Origin of the sequence: Phenylobacterium sp., from assembly GCF_044372605.1 — a bacterium.
Taxonomy (GTDB): domain Bacteria; phylum Pseudomonadota; class Alphaproteobacteria; order Caulobacterales; family Caulobacteraceae; genus Phenylobacterium.
This window is the reverse complement of sequence record NZ_JBILRO010000248.1, coordinates 1-4,951: the sequence shown is the minus strand read 5'-3', so window position 1 is coordinate 4,951 and position 4,951 is coordinate 1. Positions and strand designations below refer to the sequence as shown.

Annotated in this window: 6 protein-coding genes; 2 read left to right on the top strand and 4 right to left on the bottom strand. The window is 66.7% G+C overall.

The genetic code is table 11. The features are described from left to right. On the bottom strand, positions 1-532 hold a 532-nt coding region (locus ACIQ42_RS15915; RefSeq protein ID WP_397423225.1), incomplete at its 3' end, for a TonB-dependent receptor plug domain-containing protein. A gap of 143 nt (positions 533-675) precedes the next feature. On the opposite strand from ACIQ42_RS15915, the gene ACIQ42_RS15910 reads away from it, so the two are divergent. Next, on the top strand, positions 676-1,692 hold the full coding sequence (locus ACIQ42_RS15910; protein ID WP_397423224.1) for a D-cysteine desulfhydrase: 1,017 nt from the start codon (positions 676-678) through the stop codon (positions 1,690-1,692). Then, complete coding sequence (locus tag ACIQ42_RS15905; RefSeq protein ID WP_397423223.1) at positions 1,689-2,387, top strand: aspartate/glutamate racemase family protein; 699 nt, start codon at positions 1,689-1,691, stop codon at positions 2,385-2,387. Before ACIQ42_RS15910 ends, ACIQ42_RS15905 begins: the two co-directional genes overlap by 4 nt. Before the next feature lie 24 nt (positions 2,388-2,411). Here the strand turns inward: ACIQ42_RS15905 and ACIQ42_RS15900 are convergent, their stop codons facing one another. The 3 genes from ACIQ42_RS15900 to ACIQ42_RS15890 form a co-directional block, all read right to left on the bottom strand. Further along, positions 2,412-3,260, bottom strand: a complete 849-nt coding sequence (locus tag ACIQ42_RS15900) for a neutral zinc metallopeptidase (RefSeq protein WP_397423222.1) — start codon at positions 3,258-3,260, stop codon at positions 2,412-2,414. A gap of 29 nt (positions 3,261-3,289) precedes the next feature. Then, a complete protein-coding gene (locus ACIQ42_RS15895; RefSeq protein WP_397423221.1) occupies positions 3,290-3,844 on the bottom strand; it encodes a tetratricopeptide repeat protein in 555 nt (184 codons plus the stop codon). 80 nt (positions 3,845-3,924) lie between these two features. Continuing rightward, positions 3,925-4,830, bottom strand: a complete 906-nt coding sequence (locus ACIQ42_RS15890; protein WP_397423220.1) for a DMT family transporter — start codon at positions 4,828-4,830, stop codon at positions 3,925-3,927. Positions 4,831-4,951: the final 121 nt, after the last annotated feature.

Here is a 4,951-nt window from a genome sequence, read left to right as displayed (position 1 = left end):
CGTCGCCCTCTTTGAGGATTATGTTGATGACCCCGGCGATGGCGTCGGAGCCATACTGGGCGGCGGCCCCGTCGCGCAGCACCTCGATGCGGCCGATCGCCGACGTGGGGATCAGGTCGAGGTCGGCGGGCACCGAACCGTTGTAGAGCGAGGACACCGAATTGATCAGCGAGGTCTTGTGGCGGCGCTTGCCGTTCACCAGCACCAGGGTCTGATCGGGATTCAACCCGCGCAGGCCGCCGGTCGAAATCACGGTCGAGATCCCGCCCCCGGCGCGCGCCGGCAGGTTGAACGAGGGCACCAGGGTCTGCAGCGAGGCGAACGCGCCGGCGCGCCCGGTCTTTTCCAGCTCCGCCCCGTTCAGCACATCAATGGGCGTCGGGCTGTCGATTACGGTTCGCGGCGCGCCGCGCGTGCCGGTGACCACCAGTTCCTGAACATCCGTGGTCTGGGCCGCGGCGGCGCCGGCGGTGGCCGCAAGGATCGCGCTGATGGCTGCCGACTGCGCAATCCTGCGCCGAGAATTCTTCATGGACTTCCCCCAATTTGCGTCTGTACCGTTGGCCTAACAGTAATGTGTCAGACATCTCACCGAATACCTGATCCGACACATTACGAGAAAAACTGTCGTAATGCCCAGCTTGCGGGCAGACGCAGGCATGATACGCCGGGCATATGCATTTTTCTCGCTTCAATCCCGTCCGGTTCGCCCACCTGCCAACCCCGTTCGAGCCGCTGCCCGGCCTTACCGAGCAGCTGACCCGGGAGGACGGGAGCGGACCCACTCTCTGGATCAAGCGCGATGACTGCACCGGCCTGGCCGGTGGCGGCAACAAGACCCGCAAGCTGGAGTACCTGTTGGGCGATGCGCTGGCCCAGGATGCTGATACCCTGGTGACCCAGGGGGCCATCCAGTCGAACCATGTGCGCCAGACGGCCGCCGCCGCCGCGATCTTCGGCCTGAAGTGCGAAATCATTCTGGAGGCCCGCACCGGTTCCAACGCTGTCGACTACAACCGCTCGGGCAACGTGCTGCTGGACGAGTTGCTGGGTGCGCGACACCGCACGGTGGCCGGCGGCTCGGACATGAACGCTGAACTGGCCCGGGTGGCCGCAGAGGTCTCGGCGGCCGGAGGCCGGCCCTATGTCATTCCCGGCGGCGGATCCAACGCCATCGGGGCGCTGGGCTATGCGGAGTGCGCGCTGGAACTGGTGACCCAGGCCAATGAAATGGGCCTCGAGATCGACCGTATCATCACCGCTACAGGCAGCGCCGGCACCCACGCCGGGCTCGTCGCCGGGCTGGCGGTGATGGGGGCGGATATTCCCGTGCTGGGCATTGGCGTGCGCGCGCCGAAGGACGTTCAGGAGGCCAACGTTTTCCGTCTGGCCCAGGAGACGGCCGGCTTGTTTGGCCACGCCGAGCGGGTGACCCGGGACATGGTGGTGGCAGACTGTGACTACGTGGGCGCAGGCTATGGCCTGATCGACAGAGCCGTGATCGACGCGCTCAAGACCATCGCGCGTTCCGACGCCATCCTGCTGGACCCCGTCTACACCGGCAAGGCAATGAAGGGCCTGATCGCCCTGGCGAAGGCCGGCAAGTTTGACGGCGAGACCGTCGTCTTCCTGCACACCGGCGGCGCCCAGGGCCTGTTTGCCTATCAATCCGAGATGGAGGGCCAGCTGTGACCAAGCTCATCCTGGGCGTGCTGGGCGGCATGGGTCCGGCGGCCACGCTGGAGTTCCTCACCCGGGTGCAAGCCTACACCCCCGCCAAAAAGGACCAGGACCACATCCGGGTGATCGCCGATATCAACCCGGAGGCGCCCGACCGCAATGGACCGGGAACGCAGGCCGGCGTGGTGCTGGCCGAGATGGCCGGCGGATTACAGGGCGCCGGCGCCCAGGTGCTGGCCATGCCGTGCAATACTGCCCACGCCCATGCCAGCCTGATCCAGCGCGCCTGTGGCCTGCCGCTGATCGACATGATCGACCTGGGCGCCGAAGCCGCCCAACGCTCCGGCGCCATGCGGGCCGGGGTTCTAGGGACGAAGGGCGCACTGAAGCTCTACCGCGAATACCTCGCCGCCCGCGCCATGGGCCTGGTCACCCTGCCGCAGGACAGCCAGGACGCCTTCATGGAGACGATCTACCGCATCAAGGCGGGCGACCGGGGCGAGGAAGTCCGTCTGGAGATGCAGGGCTACGCCGCCGAACTGAAAGGGCTCGGGGCCGACATTCTGATCGCCGGCTGCACCGAAGCGCCGCTGGTGATATCCAAGGGCGACACACGTCTGGAGATGATTGACCCTGGCGACTTGCTGGCTCGCCGCGCCGTCGGCGTATGCATGGGTTGGGAACCGCTGCCGCTCAGGCAATCCTGACTGCTCTCCAGGAGCAGACGCAACCTAAAGCCGTCCCGCGCTGAACGTGTCGCAGGCGTCGGCGTCGCCCGATTGTGAACCCTTGCGGAACCAGCGCATGCGCTGTTCCGAGCTGCCGTGGGTGAAGGCGTCCGGCACGACACGGCCCTGTGCCTTGCGCTGCAGGGTGTCGTCGCCGACTGCAGCCGCGGCGCGCAGACCATCTTCGATATCGGCGGGATCGAGCGACACCTGGCCGCCCGAGACCTCAGCGGCGCGCGCCGCCCACACCCCGGCGTAACAGTCGGCCTGCAGTTCCAGCCGCACCGAGCCGCTTTCGGCTCCTTTGGCGCCCATCTTCTGCGCCTGGTCATTGGCGCCGGTCAGGTTCTGGACGTGGTGGCCGATTTCGTGGGCGATCACATAGGCCCGCGCCGCCTCACCGCCCGCGCCGTACCTGGTTTCCAGCTCCTGCCAGAACGACAGGTCCAGATAGACCTTGCGATCCGCCGGGCAGTAGAACGGGCCCATCGCCGACTGTCCTGTGCCACAGCCGGTGCGGGTGGCCTCATCGTAGAGCACCACCGCATCCGGCGGCCGGTAACGCTGTCCGGCCTGCCGGAACACCACCGTCCAGACGTCGTTCACGTTTGCAGAAACCACATCGACAAATCGTCCGGCCTCGTCCGCCGGCGTCCCCCGCACGCCCTCCTGCTGAGCAGGCGGGGCTGCGCCGCCAACGACGCTCAAGGTGGTCGACGGATCGACGCCAAACACGAAGTAGCCGATCAGCGCCAGAACCACGCCGCCGACACCCACGCCGCCAACGCCGGCCGGGCCCATTCCGCGACGATCCTCGACCCCGCCGCCGCCCCGTCCGCCTTGCCAGCGCATAGGCTAGAAACTCCGACCTACCGGGAGACTCAGCGTCGCCCGACCGTGAAACGCGCCAGTTCCTTTTTTGGCTGCTCCCACTCAGGCTTCAACTCGATCGCCTTCTGATAGTCGAGATAGGCCGCCTTGACATTGTCCAGCCCCTCGTAGGCGAGCGCGCGATTGTAGTAGGCCTTCTCCGGCTCCTCCACGCCCAGATCCAGCGCCTTGTTGAGGTCCGTCAGGCCATCGGCGAAACGCCTGGATCCGACCGAGGCGGCGCCGCGGTTCACATAGGCCTCGCCCAGATCCGGCTTGGTCTCGATCGCCCGGTTGAAATCAAACTGGGCAGACGAGAACTCCTTGCGCCGAAGCTTCAGCACACCGCGGTTCACATAGGTGCCGGCGCGGTCGCGGAGACTGAGCAGTTCGCTGTCCAGCGCCATCGTGCAGATGGCCTCGAACTTGGCTTCCGTCTCACCGCCCAGGGCGGCCTTGGAGCAGGCCTGGGCCATGCCGCCGCCAATCACCGTGACGGAGGCCTGGGCGGAGGTAGCGGCCAGCGCCAGTAAAGCGGCGGCGGCGAGGGGTATCTTGAACATCATGTCGGCTCCGGAAATCGGACAGGGCGCGGACGGCCCGCGCGGCCTACTGCCCGGGAGAGTCCGCCCGTCTGACCCCGCTGTCAATTCTCGACAGCACGGAAGCGGCGCAGTTCCCGGTGCAGGATGTAGACCCCGCTGCCGGCGACGATCACCGCACCGACCAGGGTCAGGGGTTGCGGCAGCTCGCCCCAGATCACAAGGCCCAGTCCAGCGGCCCAGACCAGTTGAGTATAGTCGAATGGCGCAATCACCCCGACAGGCGCATTTTGCAACGCCTCGGTCAGCAGCAACTGGCCGATGCCGCCGATCAGCCCGGCCAGAACCAGCATCGCCAGGGTCAGGGGATCGGGCGTCACCCAGTGGAACGCCGAGCCTGCCAGTCCCAGCACCACACCGCCCAGGGTGAAATAGAAGACGATGGTCGGCCCCCGTTCGGTATCGGCGATCTGGCGTATGGCGACCATGGCCCCTGCGGCGCCGAGCGCGCTCAGAATTCCAAGAGTCACGCCCGGCACATTCAGATGGCCCGGAATGGGCTGCGCCATGATCAGAACGCCGATGAAACCCACCACCACCGCCGCCCAGCGGTGGCGGCCAACCGCCTCGCCGAGCAGCAGTGCTGACAGGGCCGTCATGAACAGCGGCGAGGTGAACTGTAGCGCCGTAGCTTCAGTGAGCGGGAGGTGCTGAACAGCGGAAAACCCGCAGACCATCCCGGTCAGTCCGATCACCGAGCGGGTCAGATGCCCCAATGGTCGCCGGGTCTTCAGCACCTCGAACCCCGTCGTGCGCCAGATATAGAGGCCCAGCGGTATGAAGGCGAAGAGGTTGCGGAAAAGGATGATCTCGAACACCGGGATCCCGCGCGATCCAGTCCACTTCACCAGCGCCGAGAGACAGGCCAGAAACGCCATGGCGCCCACCCGCAGGGCTATGCCCAGCAGGATCCGCGGCTTCTGGGCATGGCTGGCAGCAGGCTCGGTCACCTGGCGGCTCTACGTGGCCAGACCGGACGCGTCCAGCGCCACAGGGGCCGGAGTGGCGCCCGGCATCGGGCCTTTACGTCGGCGCGCGGGTCTGGCTTCACTGTCCTCCAAACCTGCATCC

Coding starts and splice junctions, on each gene's coding strand:
- ACIQ42_RS15910 (WP_397423224.1), top strand. CDS start 676: ATGCATTTTTCTCGCTTCAATCCCGTCCGGTTCGCCCACCTGCCAACC.
- ACIQ42_RS15900 (WP_397423222.1), bottom strand. CDS start 3,260: ATGCGCTGGCAAGGCGGACGGGGCGGCGGCGGGGTCGAGGATCGTCGC.
- ACIQ42_RS15895 (WP_397423221.1), bottom strand. CDS start 3,844: ATGATGTTCAAGATACCCCTCGCCGCCGCCGCTTTACTGGCGCTGGCC.